Source organism: Xanthomonas pisi DSM 18956 (assembly GCF_001010415.1).
Taxonomy (GTDB): domain Bacteria; phylum Pseudomonadota; class Gammaproteobacteria; order Xanthomonadales; family Xanthomonadaceae; genus Xanthomonas; species Xanthomonas pisi.
The window spans coordinates 1-14,695 of record NZ_JPLE01000060.1 but is presented as its reverse complement, the minus strand read 5'-3'; the positions used below and the strand labels follow the sequence as shown (position 1 = coordinate 14,695).

The 14,695-nt window shown below is 58.3% G+C and carries 13 protein-coding genes and 2 pseudogenes; 13 read left to right on the top strand and 2 right to left on the bottom strand.

Annotated features, from left to right (window positions below; translation table 11 throughout):
- Positions 1-12 precede the first annotated feature (12 nt).
- The 13 genes and pseudogenes from Y887_RS13910 to Y887_RS13885 all read left to right on the top strand — a co-directional run bounded on the left by Y887_RS13910 (position 13) and on the right by Y887_RS13885 (position 11,281).
- On the top strand, positions 13-990 hold the full coding sequence (locus tag Y887_RS13910) for a pectinesterase family protein (RefSeq protein ID WP_046964903.1): 978 nt from the start codon (positions 13-15) through the stop codon (positions 988-990).
- Positions 990-2,018 (top strand): pectate lyase, encoded by a 1,029-nt coding sequence (gene pelA, locus Y887_RS13905; protein WP_052765007.1) that lies wholly within the window; start codon positions 990-992, stop codon positions 2,016-2,018. The genes Y887_RS13910 and pelA overlap by 1 nt, the downstream gene beginning before the upstream one ends.
- A gap of 207 nt (positions 2,019-2,225) precedes the next feature.
- Positions 2,226-6,065, top strand: a pseudogene (locus Y887_RS13900) (LamG-like jellyroll fold domain-containing protein); the annotation flags it as partial.
- Positions 6,066-6,464: 399 nt separating this feature from the next.
- Positions 6,465-6,896, top strand: coding sequence for a hypothetical protein (locus Y887_RS20365; RefSeq protein WP_157004330.1), 432 nt, complete (start codon positions 6,465-6,467; stop codon positions 6,894-6,896).
- Positions 6,893-7,216 (top strand): hypothetical protein, encoded by a 324-nt coding sequence (locus Y887_RS20360; RefSeq protein ID WP_146093374.1) that lies wholly within the window; start codon positions 6,893-6,895, stop codon positions 7,214-7,216. Before Y887_RS20365 ends, Y887_RS20360 begins: the two co-directional genes overlap by 4 nt.
- Positions 7,217-7,293: 77 nt before the next feature.
- Positions 7,294-7,563: a hypothetical protein gene (locus tag Y887_RS20355; protein WP_146093375.1), complete on the top strand. Its 270-nt coding sequence runs from the start codon at positions 7,294-7,296 to the stop codon at positions 7,561-7,563.
- An 85-nt stretch (positions 7,564-7,648) separates the two neighbouring features.
- Entirely contained in the window at positions 7,649-7,930 is a 282-nt protein-coding gene (locus Y887_RS20350) for a DUF2622 domain-containing protein (protein WP_146093376.1), read from the top strand.
- Between the two features lie 59 nt (positions 7,931-7,989).
- Positions 7,990-8,526, top strand: coding sequence for a hypothetical protein (locus Y887_RS13895; protein WP_046964902.1), 537 nt, complete (start codon positions 7,990-7,992; stop codon positions 8,524-8,526).
- Between the two features lie 155 nt (positions 8,527-8,681).
- Positions 8,682-8,957: pseudogene (locus Y887_RS21360) on the top strand (hypothetical protein); the annotation flags it as partial.
- A 239-nt stretch (positions 8,958-9,196) separates the two neighbouring features.
- Positions 9,197-9,889, top strand: a complete 693-nt coding sequence (locus Y887_RS13890) for a DUF4145 domain-containing protein (protein ID WP_046964901.1) — start codon at positions 9,197-9,199, stop codon at positions 9,887-9,889.
- 78 nt (positions 9,890-9,967) lie between these two features.
- A complete protein-coding gene (locus tag Y887_RS20345) occupies positions 9,968-10,120 on the top strand; it encodes a hypothetical protein (RefSeq protein WP_157004329.1) in 153 nt (50 codons plus the stop codon).
- Between the two features lie 14 nt (positions 10,121-10,134).
- Positions 10,135-10,728, top strand: a complete 594-nt coding sequence (locus Y887_RS20340) for a PIN domain-containing protein (RefSeq protein WP_146093377.1) — start codon at positions 10,135-10,137, stop codon at positions 10,726-10,728.
- A gap of 70 nt (positions 10,729-10,798) precedes the next feature.
- Positions 10,799-11,281, top strand: a complete 483-nt coding sequence (locus tag Y887_RS13885) for a DUF6650 family protein (RefSeq protein ID WP_046964900.1) — start codon at positions 10,799-10,801, stop codon at positions 11,279-11,281.
- A 736-nt stretch (positions 11,282-12,017) separates the two neighbouring features.
- Here the strand turns inward: Y887_RS13885 and Y887_RS13880 are convergent.
- Positions 12,018-13,469 carry an XVIPCD domain-containing protein gene (locus Y887_RS13880; protein WP_084726045.1) on the bottom strand — a complete coding sequence of 484 codons (1,452 nt, stop codon included), beginning with the start codon at positions 13,467-13,469 and terminating at the stop codon, positions 12,018-12,020.
- A complete protein-coding gene (locus tag Y887_RS19215; protein ID WP_084726044.1) occupies positions 13,466-14,155 on the bottom strand; it encodes a hypothetical protein in 690 nt (229 codons plus the stop codon). Before Y887_RS19215 ends, Y887_RS13880 begins: the two co-directional genes overlap by 4 nt.
- Positions 14,156-14,695: the final 540 nt, after the last annotated feature.

The window sequence follows — 14,695 nt, the reverse complement described above, 5'->3', positions numbered from 1 at the left end:
AGGAGAACAGCAATGCAACCGCATCGCAGGATCGTGTTACGTACTCTCGCTGCCACCGCCTTGCTGGCGGGCCTTTCGCTCGGCAGCACCGCCGCCCTTGCCTCAGATCCGGTCTACACCGTGGCCAAGCAGGGCAGCGCCGGCTACCGCACCGTACAGGCCGCCATCGACGCCGCCGTGCAGGGCGGTAAACGCGCGCAGATCAACATCGGCGCCGGCACCTACCAGGAACTGATCGTGGTGCCGTCCAACGCACCGGCGCTCAAGCTCACCGGCGCCGGCCCCACCCAGACCGTCATCACCTACGACAACTACGCCTCACGCATCAATCCGGCCACCGGCACCGAGTACGGCACCTCCGGCTCGTCCAGCGTCATCATCGCCGGCAACGACTTCACCGCAGAAAAACTGGCCTTCGGCAATCACGCAGGCCCGGTCGGGCAGGCGGTGGCGGTGCGTGTGGATGGCGACCGCGCCGCGTTCCGCAACGTGCGCTTCCTCGGCTACCAGGACACGCTGTACCTGCGCGGCGCCAAGCTGTCGTACTTCCTCGACTGCTACGTCGAAGGCACCGTGGACTTCGTGTTCGGCGCCGGCACCGCACTGTTCGAAAACGTACAGCTGCACTCGCTGGGCGATGGCTATCTCACCGCCGCCTCCACCCCGCAGGAGAGCGCGCGCGGCTTTGTGTTCCGCAACGCGCGCGTCACTGCCGCCAGCGGCGTGTCGCGTGTGCACCTGGGGCGCCCATGGCGGCCGTATGCCAGCGTCAGCTTCATCAGCAGCCAGCTGGGCGCGCACATCCTGCCCGAGGGCTGGAACAACTGGGGCAACGCAGCCAACGAGGCCACCGCCCGCTACAGCGAATACCAGAGCAGCGGCAACGGCGCCAACCCGTCGCGCCGCGTGAAGTGGTCGCGTCAGCTCACCGCTGCGCAGGCCGCCGCGCTGGACCGCAACACCATCCTCGGCAACTGGAAGCCATTCTGATGCGCACGCTCACGACATTCGCCCTCACCACCGCGCTGCTGCTGGCACCGCTGTCCGCACTGGCCGACAAGATCGCCGACAACATGTTGCTGCTGCAGACCGCCTCCGGTGGTTGGTCCAAGCAGTACAAGGGCGTCGCGGTCGACTACACCCGCACCTTTACCGCCGCCGAAATCGCCGAGCTGCAACAGCCCGGGCGCAAGGACGACGCCACCATCGACAACAAGGCGACCACGTACGAAATCACGTACCTGTCCACCGCCTTCAAGAACGAAAAGAACGCCAAGTACATCGCCGCCGCGCGTCGTGGCGTGGACTACCTGCTCAAGGCGCAATACGCCAACGGCGGCTGGCCGCAGTTCTACCCGGACCTGTCGTCCTACCACCATCAGATCACCTACAACGACGACGCGATGGTGCGCGTGCTCAACCTGCTGCAGGACATCGGCGAGGGCAAGGGCGATACCGGCGCGCAGCTGCGCAGCAGCCACGGCGCACGCGCCGTGCAGGCGGTGGCCAAGGGCCTGGAATGCGTACTCGCCACCCAGGTCAAGATCGGCGGTACGCTTACCATCTGGGGCGCGCAGTACGACGAGGTGACACTCAAGCCGGCCAAGGCGCGCGCGTATGAGCTCGCGTCGCTGGCTTCCAGCGAGTCGGTGAGCATCGTGCGGTTTCTGATGCGCCAGCCCAACCCCTCGGCCAAGATCAAGACCGCGGTGCAGGCGGCCGGTGTCTGGTTCGACACCCATCGCATGCGCGATCTGGCCACCAAGAAAATCGACGACCCCACCCAGGAAACCGGCAAGGACGTGATCCTCGTCGCGCAACCGGGTGCCTCGTTATGGGCACGCTTCTACGACCTGCAGAATCAACGCCCCTTGTATGCCAACCGTGACGGCAAGGCCTTGACCGACTACATGCAGGTGCCCAACGAGCGCCGCGTGGGGTATGCCTGGCACGGCACCTGGCCGGACAAGCTGTTGAAGGACGACATTCCCAAGTGGAAGGCCGCAAACGGGCTGTAGTGGACGCAGCCATCGCACCAACGCACGCGGCGCATGTTGGCGCGCGCGGCACGCAGGCACGGCATGTACTCTCGTACGTGCCGGCCCGCGTGCTCGCCGCCAGCCATGCGCCGCGTGCCGCGTTGCGCTGGCACGTTGCAGTGTCTGTCGCCCGTGCGGTGCGGCAGTGGTTTTGAAACAGACGAGGTGCGTGTGCTGAAGGTTTGGATGGGTGTGTTGTGTCTGATCGCGCTGCCGGCAAGTGCGGCCACTTCCACGGCCCCGGAGCTGCTGTTCCGGGTCTCGGCCGATCGCAGCCTGCAGGCCGATGTGGCGCGCGGCGATCGCGTGCCCAACTTCCGCGACAAGATCACGCTGGTGCCCACCGGCAAGCGCGGCAACGCCATCGAATGGGCCGACGACGGCGTGCTGTCGTGGAACGCACCCGGCAACCTCTACACCCAGCGCGGCACGCTGAGTTTCTTCTGGCGCTCACGCTATCCCGTCGGCGAAGCGCCGTTCGTGATCTTCCGTGTCGGCTACGCCGACCACACCAGCTGGGACATGGCCTGGCTGCGCATCGACTGGAACGGCCACGGCTTCGATGCCTTCGTCACCGATGCCAACCTCGCGCGTACCCGCGTCTCCTTCAAGCTCGATAAGAACCCGGCCGCCAGCGACTGGACCCACATTGCGTTTGCCTGGGACGAAACCCGCGGCGTGCGACTGTACGTGGACGGCAAGGAAGCCGCACGCGTGGACTGCGGTGCGCCCTGCGTCAACGGCGGCGCGCTCGACTTCGACGCCGCGCTGGACCAGTTCGGCCTGGCCGGCCGCGTGATGTCGCCGCACCAGGTGCAGAGCCGCTACAACTTTTTGCGCGGCAGCGACTTCGACGAGATCCGCATCTACGACCGCATGCTCGACGCCAGCGCCGCCGCCGCGCTGGCACGCCTGCAGGAGCCCGCCAGCGCTGAAGCACCCACCGGCAACGCGCAGCACGCCGCCTTCCTGCACCGCTTCGGTTGGGACAACGGCCACGCACCGCCGCTGCTGGACGCACCGGTCACCCGCATCCGCAAGGTGGAGTTCACCGACGCGCGCGACCTCAAGCAATGGATGTGGAAGGCCACCGACGGCATCGCCGAAACCACCTGGCCCGGCGTCTACAACCGCTCGCGCCTGCCCGGGCGCGACGACTACTTCCAGCTGCCGGACTGGAACACCTATGTCGAAGGCGGCAAGGCGCTGGACCTTACCCTGCCGGACGAGCCTTTCAACCGCATCGAGCTACGTGGCGCCGCCTTTGGGCAGGCCACTTACGCCGCGCCCAACGCACAGGCGCAGCCGCTGTTCGCGCGCAGCCAGGGCGTGGTGCGCAGCGTGGACCAGTTCCCCGAGCGCCGCGGCGGCACCCTGCGCTTTGCCAACACCGCGCAGGAAACCCCCATCCAGGAAATCTGGGCCTACAACGTGCAGCCGGGCGAGGTGCCCAAGGGCAGCGCGCAACTCAGCTACACCGTGCGCAGCGACATCCAGCCCGACTACGACAACCTCGCACCGCTGCGCGATGTCATCGCCGGCCGCTACCCGCCAGGCGAGCGCCAGACCGTTGTCGCGCTGCCCACCAAGGCGCCGGCGCGCAAGCGCCCCAGCGACAAGGCCGCAGCAAGCGCGCAGCAACCCATCGTGCACATCCTGGTGCCCTCCAGCCTGGGCGACCCGCCGCCGGACCAGGCGTTGATGCGCAGCTGGTCCTACGGCTGGGAGAACATGCACGACGGCCTGGACGGCATCGCCATCACCCTGCCGGCGCTGAACCTGCCGGCCACCCACAACGGCAGCATCCCGCTCAACATCCGCATCAAGGACCCCATCTGGCCCGCGCGCGACATGATCGATGTCTCGGTGGCGGTCGCCCCCGGCCAGGCCCGCACCCTATGGCTGGATCTGCGCGACCGCATCCTGAGCAACGACAGCCTGATGCTCAGCATCGCCGCCGCCGCGCCCGGCTTCGATGCCAACGCGCTCGATGGCACCCAGCTGCAGCTGGTGTTCAAGCCGCGCAACGAGGCCATCACAGAGCACGTCGCCGACCGCTTCAACCAGGTCAAGGACAACTGGGGCTTTCTGGTGGAAGAACACACCACCTCCAAGCGCCAGCTGCTCTACAAGCGCCTGGACGCCGACATCACCGACCTGCTGCGCGTCGACCCGGACCACGCCCTCGGCCGCCAGTACTGGAACGACATCAGCTACGCCAACCAGGGCGCGTTGCCTGTCGAGATGCCCAGCGTGCCCAAGGGCGTTCCCGCCTGGGCGTTCTGGCAGCTGCAGGACCTCAGCGCCACCCGCCGCTACATCCGCTGGTGGATCGAGCAGCGCCAGGTGGCCTACGGCGATTTCGGCGGCGGCATCTCCGACGACTCGGACCTGGTGCAGCAATGGCCCGGTGTCGCCCTGATGGGCGTGGACCCGGACATGCTCAACGCCTCCATGCTGGCGCTGTCCGATGCCAACTACCGCAACGGCATGTTCACCAACGGCCTGTCCACCATCGAAACCGACGAGCTGCATTCCTACGAGGAGGGCATCAACCTCAACAGCGCCCTGCTGTATCTCAACTGGGGCGACCCGCGCACCGTCGAGCGCCTGATGCAAACCGTCAAAGCCTTCGACACCATCATCCAGGTCAACCCGCAAGGTCACCTATTGTTTGCCAGCAACTGGTTCGGCGGCCGCAAGGTCTACCGCGAGCCAAACTGGCAATGGCAAAAACCGTACTCCTTCCCCATCGTGCACCCGGCCATCCTGCTGGGCGGCTATAACGCCGACCCCAACAGCCGCCGCATCGTCACCGGGTTAGCAGACGGCTATCTCGCCCACGCCTACACCAATGCCAAGGGCAACTGGGCGCTACCCAACGAGATCAATTGGCAAACCGGCAAAACCCGCGGCGGCGAACTGTTCGAAGGCAGCGGCGGCGCCGATACCTTGCACACCTTCTGGGCCGCCTACCGCTTCACTGGCGAAGACCGCTATCTCAAGCCGATTAACTACCGCGTCGCCAACAGCGGCCCCAACGGCCTGTCGCTGCTCAACGAAAACTTCCTCGATGTCATGGGCAAACGCAGCGACTGGAGCGCCAAGCTCATCGACGCCGCAAATAAAGACGACGGCAGCGCCCCGGACTTCCCGCACCACGTGGCCTGGGAGCAGACCGGCAATCTCGAGTATCTCGCCGCCATTTACCGCAGCGAGGCAAGAGAGAAACTGCAGAACTTCTACATGAACACCGAAGGCCACTGGTGGAGCGACCGCGTGGAATCTCCCACGGTCAACCTGCAACGCGCACGCCTAGGCGGCGTGGCGCTCAAGCGCAATCAAACCTACCCCGGCCACACCGTGAGCTGGCGCTTCGCCGATCCAGAGGCCGCCACCCAAGTGGCCATCGCCATCCCCGCACCCCAGCAAGACCGCTTCACCGTCATCGCCTACAACACCTCCAGTAAAACCCAGCGCGCCAGCATGACCGGCTGGAACGTCGCCCCGGGCCAATGGCGCATCATCCAGGGCGTGAGCAAAGGCAATGATGGCAAGCTCGACAGCGCGGGTAAAACGCAAGAGTTCGCTTTCGAAAAAAGCGCTTCCATCGACATCGACCTCCCCGCAGGCCGCACCACCATCCTGCAGCTCGAACGCATCGCAGCCACGACCCCGGTCGAACTGCGCCCGGACCTGGGCATTGGCCATGGCGATGTGCGCGTGACTGCAGATGCCATCGAAGTGACCGTGCATAGCCTCGGCCACGCGGATGCGCCGGCCGGGTTTGTGGTGTTGGAGGATGCGCGTGGGAAGGAGCTGGCAAGAGCCCCGTTCCCGGCACTCGCGGCACCACGCGATCTGCAGCCAATCACCACCCAGGTGCGCCTGCCGCTAACCAACCCCGCAAGCGCAAAAGCCGCGCAACTGCGCGTCATCACCGATAACAACGTCGCAGAGATTACCGACCTCAACAATAAACTGCCGCTGCCAATCCCAACCCCCGCGCCAACGACAAAAACAGCCCATAACCAAACCCACCACTCCCTTCTCCCGCACGCGGGAGAAGGTGCCCGAAGGGCGGATGAGGGCAAAGCCGACAAAGCCAACGATCACGCGCGCAAGCGCATTGACGCAACCCAAAAACTCGGCGAGGATCAAGTCACGCAGTATGTAACGCAGCCGCAACGCCACACATTTCTTCAGGGGGAAGAAACAATGTTGAGCAAGGCATGGAGCATCGTGGCACTGACTGTGGCCGCACTGGGGATGCGTGCATAAGACCTGGCGTCAGAGGGACGCAGCTGAAAAGTGATGAGCTTCAACGCTCTTAGCAATTGACCACGGTCAGGGAGTCAACGAGACCGTGTTACGCCGCGCTTAGACAGTCCAATAGTAGTTAGTGCTCAATAGAGAATTGAATCAATGAGTGATGCCCCGAACAGTGTATGGTCGCGCGGACTCCAGCACGCATCAGATCTTCTCATACGCCGTGGAACTGCAATGGGCCCTCTGGTGCCAACGCTGTTCCTAGTCCCCCTCTTCTTAGCCGGCACTTACCTACTAAGGAGCGTTGTCTGGCTTGCGATAGTTCTGGCGCTTGCAGCAGTGGGAATTATCTTCGAGTACTTCCGACAGTACTCAATTTTCGCCAAGAATGATCCAGACCGATTGCAATCGGAAGAATATCGGTACGAAATGACAAAGATTCAGGTTGTTGCTGGCAAAGGCTTGCCTCAGCCAGTGCCACTAGAAGATCTCAATCTTTCTGATCCAACCACTAATCCCATTAATCCGATGCCGTCAGTAGATAGCGTCGTAATAGAGAGCAAAGTCATTCGGGGAGGTGACTCGTGAAGGCTTTCCTCCTTAGTTTTTCCGCACTTCTTAATGCGAACCATGTCCATGCAGTGCTCAACAGTTCAAACGCAGTGGACACATGGGTGTCGCCATTTCCTTTCTCAGCTATTGTTGTCTCACGCCTAACCGCGATAGAACTTGGGGCTGTTTTTCACAGTCACTTCGGCGAAACGCTTTTCATGCTGGTCGAAGCAACAGCGTGGAATACTTCAGGCTGGCTACCACCAGAGTTTTGGGAGTACGTAAACAACCCGCAGGCAGCTTGGTCAAAAAACGTATTTAAGCTGCCCCCGTTGGGCGATCAAACAGCGCGCTAACAACTCATTCAAGCCAAACTTGCTTCGCAACTCGGATTAACTCAAGCGTTAGGCAGCAAAAAAAGGGAGTCGCCATCTTGAAGAATCTTTTTACTGCTCTGGCTGCCTTGGCTGCGATCGTGACCGCGCTGCTCTGGTACAAAGCAAGTGTGGCCGAGGTACCTCATGACCCTGACCGCCCTGGCGATAAGTCAGCCGTCGTCTTCTACAACGGCGATCACCGATGGGACGTTATTCGCACAGCGGAGCTACAGACAAAGTGGAATAAACGCGCGGCACTTGCCGCCTCCATTACCGCAGTCTTGCAGGCCATAGCTTTGGCAATTCCTGGCGCAGACGTTGCGTGACTCTGCCGCCCAACAACTCATTCAAGCCTAAGTTGCTTCGCAACTCGGCTTAACTCAGGCGTTAGACCTACAAGGAGATTTAGAAATGCCAAGCTTTACTACACGAGTTGTCCTCAATGATGCAGAGTGGGAGGAATACGAGGAATTGTATGAGTACATGGCGGCCGAAGGGTTTGCTAAAACAATCACTTCGGGCCAAGTAGTAACATACAAGCTGCCTGACGCTGAGTATGACTATCGTGGAAATCTCACAAAAGAAAACGTATTAAAAAAGGCTAGGTCGGCTGCACAGAGAACCGGTAAGCGGCATTCAGTTCTTGTGACAGAATCTGTTGGTCGCACTTGGGACAACCTTGATCAGGTGTAAAAATCATTCAAGCCGACGTCGCTTAGCGGCGCGGCTTAACTAAGGCGTTAGGGCTCACTATGAGAGAACCGGATATCCTCCTCTCTGTTGAAGAACAAGATCTCTTCGCAGAGATCTGCTTTGACTGGAAGAGCAACGAAGAACTGCGGGGTTCGCTCGCGCCAATGGAACAGCTAGCGTCGAGCATCATTGGGCGCAAAGCGGTGCCGGAAGTGCGACTTGCCTACTTCTCCGAGCCCGAGTTCAATCTTACAGGCAGAGGAAAGTCGCGACAGGACATCTTTGAGAGGAACGGAACATCTGGTGGGGAGATACTGGCGCACCCGAATTTTTTGAAGCATCTTGAGTACTTCATCTGTGGTCCCGACCTGCCTAATGTAGCGATTGAAAAGTTCAAGAGCGAGGCGAGCACTTCTCATCTCACTGGCAGTGACATTGTTGACTTGAGCCCGTACGCCCGATCATGTGTGCGCCAATACCGCCTAGATCCTCACCATGCTTCGGAAGAATTCTTCAAGTTGGCTGTTGAGTGTGGGGCAATGCCCGGCTTTGCCGACAACCTTCGCAAGTCGGTACGCTCTGTCAAGCTGACATAGAGCGAGCCCCAACAATTCATTCGAAAGAACGAGATCAGGTTGACTTAATAGTGCGATCTGGTCGGGTTTTCTCGGGTCGCAGATAATAGTGTCAAATGGATTTTTTAGCCGGGCGAGGTCCGGTTAAAATTTCTAAGTGAACCTTACCCCGTTCACTGCGTGTGACGGCAGACGCCATTGAGGTGACGGTGCATAGCCTCGGGCACGCAGATGAGCCGGCCGGGTTTGTGGTGCTGGAGGATGCGCGCGGGAAAGAGCTGGCGCGGGCGGGGTTTCCGGCGTTAGAGGCTCATCGGGAGTTGGTGCCGAGGACAGCGGTTGTGCGGTTGGTGCCGGCTGTCAGCGCTGGCAAGGGTGTGCGATTGCGTCTGGTGACGGAAGGCGGGGTTGCTGAGGTGACTCAATGCAATAACACGCTAGCAGTACCTTAAAAGTAGACGACGAGCTCGGGGGCCAGATTTTCTATATCTCGGAGTTAAGAGACAAGTAACTCAGCGTAACAGGATGAGTCCGCAAGGATGCGGCCTGACACATGGGGCGGGAGGGAGCTAGCTGAAAAGCGATGCGCTTCGAACACTTGTAGCGATTGACCACGAGCAGGGAGTCGGAGAGGATCAGGATATGCCGCGCTTAGGCGGTCCAATAGTAGTTAGACGCCATAGGGGAGCACATGAGCGAGTCCATCAAGTACATTCGCGACAAGACAATAGACGAAGAAATAAATATCTCTTGTATAAAGTGTGCTGGGAAGACGGTCCATAAGGTCGTTTCCTCCTACGACCTTCGGGGAGACCACGACGACGGCGACTACAACCTTCAATGGGCCACAGACCACCAAATTATTCAATGTCAAGGATGTAAGACTGTTTCCTTTAGAAAGGCTAGCTCTAACTCAGAGGATTGGATGCAAACAAGCCATGACGGTAGTGGCGAGTACATAGTCGATGAGAGCATCTACCCGTCCAGACTTGAAGGTATTAAGGGTCTTGGTGAAGATTTACACTATCTACCCACCAAAGTCAGGCGCATATACGACGAGACACTACAAGCACTCTCAGGTCAATCGCCTGTTCTGGCGGGGATAGGCCTCAGGGCACTCCTTGAGACAGTATGCAAAGAGAAGAATGCTACCGGGAAGGACCTACTCAAAAAGATTGACAGTTTGGTAACCGCTTCCGTACTGACGCCAGCTAGTGCGGCGATCCTTCACAAAATCCGCACTTTGGGAAACTCCGCAGCCCACGAAGTGAAGCCCCATAATGAAAGGCAACTTGGACTTGCCATGAACATTGTGGAGCACCTACTCAAAGATGTTTACATCCTTCCTAAGCAGGCCGAGTCAGAGTTTGGGGATGACGTCTAACAATTCATTCAAATTGATGCCGTTCCACGGCGCTGATTAAATCAGGTGTTAGATCTTCACCAATCATATGGAGCTGCAATGTCACATCCAGAAGTACTCCTTTTCATTGACAACTCAAATATTTTTATCTCCGGCAAGAATGTCGCTGAGCAGTTTGAGGGGTCTCCCGCGCGTCAGAGCTATCGCTTAGAGTTTGATCACCTACTTGAGTTAGCGCCGGCAGACAACTGATAAAAGCATCTATTGTGGGGTCGATTCCTCCAGAGGAGAGGGCCATCTGGGAAAGACTGGAGGCAGTAACTGGGGTTGCCCCTGAGCTATTTGAACGAGGCGCCGGATCGGGAAAAGAGCAAGGTCTTGATCAGTGCTTGCAAGTCAACATGCTTAGAGCGATTAGCGACCATAAAGATCCTCAGATCTGCGTTCTTTTAACGGGGGATGGATCTGGATATGATGATGGCGCGGGATTTCATGCTGATCTAGAGCGAATGTATGATGCAGGCTGGGGGATTGAGGTTCTGAGTTGGAGAAATAGTTGTAAAAGAGCACTCCGACTCTGGGCCGAGAAAGTGGGTAATTTCATCGCGTTGGATGACCACTACACATCTATAACATTTTTAAAGCCGGCGCGCCGATCCACTGCAGTCGATCTCAGCAATCGCCCAGTAAGTTCTGTGCGCGAGAGCCCCTCCCAGGCTGCTGAGAGGAAAGTTCGGAACGAAGAGCTTAAAAAACGGCTGGCCGCTGAGAACGAGCTTCTGACTTTAAAAAACGAGCTCGCTGCCAAAGCTAAGCGCAAAGTAAAGCACGACAAACGTTTCCAACGCAGGAATGTCTAAAAATTTATTCAAGAATAACCCACTTCGCAGGTCGGTTTAATTCAAGCGCTAGGCCTTTCTGGAGAATCTCATGCCCGCAACATTCTTCACCGTCGCTACATTTGTCGCAAACGCCTGGAAATTCGGCAAGGCAGTTCACGGCTGGGCAACGGATCAGCCACTTAAGCGAGACTTCAAGAAATTTCTAGCGCACCTTGAGTACCGCAGAGTTCTCTATGCTGAGTGGCAGTACGAAAGCATGCCCGCCGTAACTCATAGCCTTTCCGATATCCTGCAAGAAGTGAGAAGGTTTCGCTCAAACCATCCTGATAATATTGAACTCGGCATTTTGCTCGGCGAGTTAATTATGTGCTTGCAAGATGGCTTGGATCAGTTTCACCAATTCCAGGCAACCACTGCAGGTGAGATGAAAGCGTTCAAACAGCTTCTCAAGATAAGAAGCGAACTGGCCCAAACTCTCGCTATTCTTTGTGGAAAAACTGAGGTTTCACCTCAAGGCGGAGACTTAGAAAAATTCATCATGGACATGGCATTGGTTCGCCCAAAGACCTAACAATTCATTTAAGCCGAACTGGCTTTGCTATTCGTTCTAACTCAGGCGTTAGACCTCTATGAAAGTTCCTCTCTACCACGGTGCGCGAGATCTATAAAAAAAGAGAGATCTTTCGGGTAGTTTTATGCAAGAACGGGGTCAGGTTCACTTATAAGCCAGCCTGACCCTTATTTCCATGCCCGCGAATGGATTTTTAGCCGGGCCGAGCCCGCAGCCTGGTTCGTCTCAATGCAAGGACTAAGTGATTGATATGGGTATAGACCTTAAAAATAAAGCTGGCACGGAATTCTATTTCTCAACAATAGGATGGTCTTTTTACTTGAACTTGGCATCGGTTTATGGATGGAAGCCAGAAGGGACATCGCCCCCCCATCGACTGGATCGATAGAGAACCTTGGGGTGCACATTATGGTTGGAACGCGGGACAATCTGTCGCTGACTCAGACGCAAGGGAGTTGGCTACTGCGCTGGGACGCTACGTAGCGGACCCACATGGCAGTGAGCGAGCGTTGAGCATTGCGAAAAAATTTGTGGAAGCAGGTATTTCTGTAACCGCCCCTAGCTCTGACGATGAATTTATAGGGGATTTTATTGATTTCGCCAGGAGCGGAACCTTTGAGATTTGGTAAATGAGAAAAGCGGAGTCAGGTGCACTTAAACAGCAGCCTTAGTCGTTGCTTGTTCAGAAGTGAGGGCCGGCTCGCTGTCTGCTGGCAGTTGCGGGCACGTCATCGCCTCAAAGTGACGGAACAGGGCCGCGCTGTTGTTGCCCCTGTGAGCGCTGCTGTTCCATCGCCATCTCCTGCGTGCGCTCGTGCGCTAAGCGCTGGTTGACAGATTCCAGTTGGGTAAAGCTCTCTTGAACAGGCCGAGCCGCAGCGTCGGCCGTCGGCATATGAGCGCGCAGCATGGCCGGATCCTTTGGATCGCCTTGCACTACAAACAGGGTCTGCGCAGTGGGCGAGTCTTTGGTCTTTTCGCTGAGCAGCACGTGATCCACCCGGGTTAGCCCATTGTCTTTGGCTAGCGTCAGCAGACTGGCTGTCATTCGTTCACTGGTGGCGTCAAACGTGCGGCCGTTGGCGGCGTCCAGCTGTTCCACTTTGCTTCGGATCTGCTGATGCATGGCATGGTCCGGGTGCCCCGCTTCTGCAGGGGTCAATGTGCGGCTTGGCTCATTCGGTGCCGCCAGATTGGGAGAGCTAACGCCACGTGCGCCACTGTCCTTGAGCTGGACCATGCCATAGCCGTCCTTGCCAAGGTCAACGATGTTGAAGGTCTTTACAGACCCGAGGTCCAGCCCGTTGCGCTCCAGCTGTCTTGGGTCCAGGCCCAAAGATTTGAGATCGATGCGGATTTCCGGAGGCTGACGGTCATGCGCCAGATGCGCGTAGTTCTGCGCGATGTGGCTGATTGGGTTGACGCCATAGTAGTTCCGGTAGTCGGAGTCGCCATGCGGGCCTAGCGTGCCGCTGCGGTCATAAAAGCAGTGCTCAACAGATTCGGTCAGCGCATCGTTGCGGGAAAATGGCTGCTTGGTGAGTGCATCGTAGGTCAGTCCGTCCGCGAATTGCGGAGCGCCGTTCGGTTGTCGCACGACACATCGATTACTCGACCTGTCGAGCAATTCCCGCTCAACCACACTGTCGGGCATCTCAGGGTTCAGATGTTTGATTCGATCATGCAGGGCACGCATTCCCGAGATTTCCGACAGTGCTTCGTCTGCGCGAGTCGAATCCAGGTAAACACGGGTAGGGCCAGTCAGGTCGACCTGATGTTCCCGATTGTCGTAGGCCTCCTGCATCCGGTTGCCCATGCTCTTGCCGAACTCGGCAAGGGCGTCGGCACGATGCTGGGCCAATACGCCATGCATTGCTTCGTGGCCCATGACCTCAGTCAGATAGTCGATGCGCTCTGATCCTGCGAAGTCTTTGAACGCTGCTTCACTGATATTGAGTGTGCCCGCATTGCCGTCCTTACCATCCTGGAAGTGGCCCCCGTTGTTCTGTCCATGCGAAACAGCAATCGCGCCAATTCGACCTTTCTCAATGGCATCGCCTAGCAGGTTCGACAGATAAGGTGATTCGGCGATCGTCTGGCGAATGCTGTCCTCTGCACCAGCAGGAAGTGCAGGGTCTTTCGCCATCCGGGCAAGTAGAGGCTCGATACGTGGGTCAACCCGGGTCATGGCTTGCCTCCATCGATCTTTACGCTATAAGCGCACTCTTGTGGCCTGCCTTGTTCCTTGGTTCGATAGAGAAGCAACGAGACCGAAAAAATCTGACTTCCGCCGTTGATCGCGCGCCAATGCTGGCGTAGCCATCCACCCTGAAACGGCCGCTGGCCGCCGCGCGTATATCCCATCCCTTCGAGCGCTTTGGAGAGTGCTTCTGCTTGCCAGATGCAGGTGGACGTAGGCACGCGAGTGGGGTCGTTATGGTCAGGTAGAGTCACTGCAACCTCTATCCTCGACAAGCCATCTTTCGTTGGGCGGTGCGTCGCGTAGAGCTCATAACCATCGGCCAGAGAAACTTCCTTTACTTCACGCCACGGGTATGCCGGATCAGACGGTGGTCCAAGCTTGATGCCGAGTGCTGACTCCATCTGGGGATAGTCCAGATCCGCTGGCACTGTCAGTCCATCAATGAAGCGCAGCAGCCGGCGCTGCAATTCTTGCAGAGTAGTATTCGCAGAGACGATGTCGGCACCGTTGTCGGTACCTCTGCTCTTCTCTTGAGGGGGCGGCGTCGCTGTCGCAGCAGATGACGTGCCTGCATCCCGCTTTGCTTCATGGGGCGTGCGAGCACACGCACTTGGCAGCGCTAGTGAAAGCAGCAGCAAGGGAAACAGGTTTCGGAAGCTAATTTTTATCATTGGGATCCTGCGACTCACGCGGCATCGCGCTGCTGGTCAATTGTCACCCGTGCCGTCTGTGTCATGCACTACCGCGCCCGAATCTGAGTGGCGCGATAGTGATGGATAGCGAGGGAACGTAAAGCTATTTGCGGGAGGGTGGGGATGCGCTTGGAGTAGCAATCTCTCTAGGTTCAATCCAACTCTGACCCTGCTGCTTCAAACGTTGACGCAAGGATCTTCCATCAACGCTTTCTAGATTGCCAGCATCAGCCAGTTGACATGTCACGCAGCGCGTAGCAGTCTTTTCGGCAAGGAGCGTAGAAACTCCTCAGAGAGCGGTATCCACCTCCGTCAAACCGGTGGGTTTTTTGTGCCTGCAGCATCTTGCGGACACAACCGACGCGATGCCTGCGTCGGGAGGGCGGCTAATACAACACCCCTTGGGGAAATACGCCCGCCGGCTCTCTGCGGTTTCTAACCTCCCGACATCCCGTCGCCACCCGGCGGCGGGGCCTGTTCGTCAAGGAGGGCTTTGCCATGCGTCGACCCACGTCCCGT

Excerpts from the sequence above, each read along its gene's own strand:
- Y887_RS13910 (WP_046964903.1), top strand. The coding sequence starts at position 13 with ATGCAACCGCATCGCAGGATCGTGTTACGTACTCTCGCTGCCACCGCC.
- pelA (WP_052765007.1), top strand. The coding sequence starts at position 990 with ATGCGCACGCTCACGACATTCGCCCTCACCACCGCGCTGCTGCTGGCA.
- Y887_RS20365 (WP_157004330.1), top strand. The coding sequence starts at position 6,465 with ATGAGTGATGCCCCGAACAGTGTATGGTCGCGCGGACTCCAGCACGCA.
- Y887_RS20350 (WP_146093376.1), top strand. The coding sequence starts at position 7,649 with ATGCCAAGCTTTACTACACGAGTTGTCCTCAATGATGCAGAGTGGGAG.
- Y887_RS13895 (WP_046964902.1), top strand. The coding sequence starts at position 7,990 with ATGAGAGAACCGGATATCCTCCTCTCTGTTGAAGAACAAGATCTCTTC.
- Y887_RS13890 (WP_046964901.1), top strand. The coding sequence starts at position 9,197 with ATGAGCGAGTCCATCAAGTACATTCGCGACAAGACAATAGACGAAGAA.
- Y887_RS20345 (WP_157004329.1), top strand. The coding sequence starts at position 9,968 with ATGTCACATCCAGAAGTACTCCTTTTCATTGACAACTCAAATATTTTT.
- Y887_RS13885 (WP_046964900.1), top strand. The coding sequence starts at position 10,799 with ATGCCCGCAACATTCTTCACCGTCGCTACATTTGTCGCAAACGCCTGG.
- Y887_RS13880 (WP_084726045.1), bottom strand. The coding sequence starts at position 13,469 with ATGACCCGGGTTGACCCACGTATCGAGCCTCTACTTGCCCGGATGGCG.
- Y887_RS19215 (WP_084726044.1), bottom strand. The coding sequence starts at position 14,155 with ATGATAAAAATTAGCTTCCGAAACCTGTTTCCCTTGCTGCTGCTTTCA.